General features: G+C 58.5%; 1 protein-coding gene. It reads left to right on the forward strand.

What is annotated here, in order from left to right; all coding sequences use genetic code 11:
- Positions 1–1,187 (forward strand): outer membrane beta-barrel protein (locus L2A60_RS20480; protein WP_235706306.1); only part of this gene is annotated, 1,187 nt, incomplete at its 5' end.
- Position 1,188 lies beyond the last annotated feature (1 nt).

The raw sequence follows: 1,188 nt of genomic DNA on the forward strand, positions 1-1,188 counted from the left end.
TTATGAAAATAGCAACGACGGCGTGTTCCGGTCTGGTGCTTGCAGCCCTTGCAACCGGACCGGTATTCGCCATGAACGGGCCGGTGCCGATCAAATACAATCTTGGATCGCTCGGCCAATACAGCATCACCGCCGCGGTCGACGGCTACGGCGCCGCCTATACCAACAGCACCGGCAATCTGTTCAACCAGAATCCGCAGAACGTCTCCGCCGGCCTCGCCAATGCCCTGATCAATATTCAAAAAACCTCGGGGCTGGTGCAGTTCACCTTCGAGGCCGGCGAATATACGTTTCCGATTCTCGGCTCGAAAGCCTTCGGATATCCGACCGGGTCGCCGCAGAACCCCTACAACTTCCTGGGCACGCCAGTGCTGCAGGGATATGTGACGCTGGCGCCGAGCCCGAATTTCTCGATTTCCGCGGGCATCATCCCCACGGTCGAAGGGCTGGAATCCGGGCAGGACTGGAACAATGCCAATTTCTTCCTGTCCCAGCTCGCCAATATCGAAATCACCTCCGAGCGGGGGATCCAGGCGACCCTGACCCACGGGCCGGCGACGCTGACCGTTCAGTTCGACGACGGCTATTTCTCGAAGCGCTTCAACAACGTTCAGGCCGCGCTGACCTATAATCTGAACTCGTCCGATTATATCTATCTCTACGGCTCGGATACTCTCGGGACGACCGATTTCACGAACTCGACCAATGGGTTCCCCGAGGTCAACAGCAACATGATCGGCGGCGGGTTCAATGCCACGTTCGGCAAGCTCAATATCATTCCCTATGTCCAGTATCAGTGGCTGCCGAAGAGCGCGCGGGTCGGCAACGTCAAGACCTACAGCAACATCGCCTTCGCGGTGTCCACCGACTACCAGTTCAACAAGCTGTGGTCTCTGGGCAGCCAGGTGAGCTATGTGAGCACCAATACCGACAAGCAGAATATCGGCAACGCCATCGCATTCGGCAACTGGATGGGATACGGCGCGACCGGCCCCGGCGCGATCGGGCCCGGCGCTTCGCTGCTCGGGTTTCAGGTGACGCCGACCTGGCAATACAAGCAACTTTTCGTGCGCACGACCCTCGCTTACGCCCATCTCTCGAGCTATCTGCCCGGCTTCGGCTACGGCACGAGCGGGAACAAATCCGGCATGTTCGCGGGTATTCTGGAAGCGGGTTTTCTGTTTTGAT

It is taken from the genome of Acidiphilium iwatense (assembly GCF_021556475.1).
Taxonomy (GTDB): Bacteria; Pseudomonadota; Alphaproteobacteria; order Acetobacterales; family Acetobacteraceae; genus Acidiphilium; species Acidiphilium iwatense.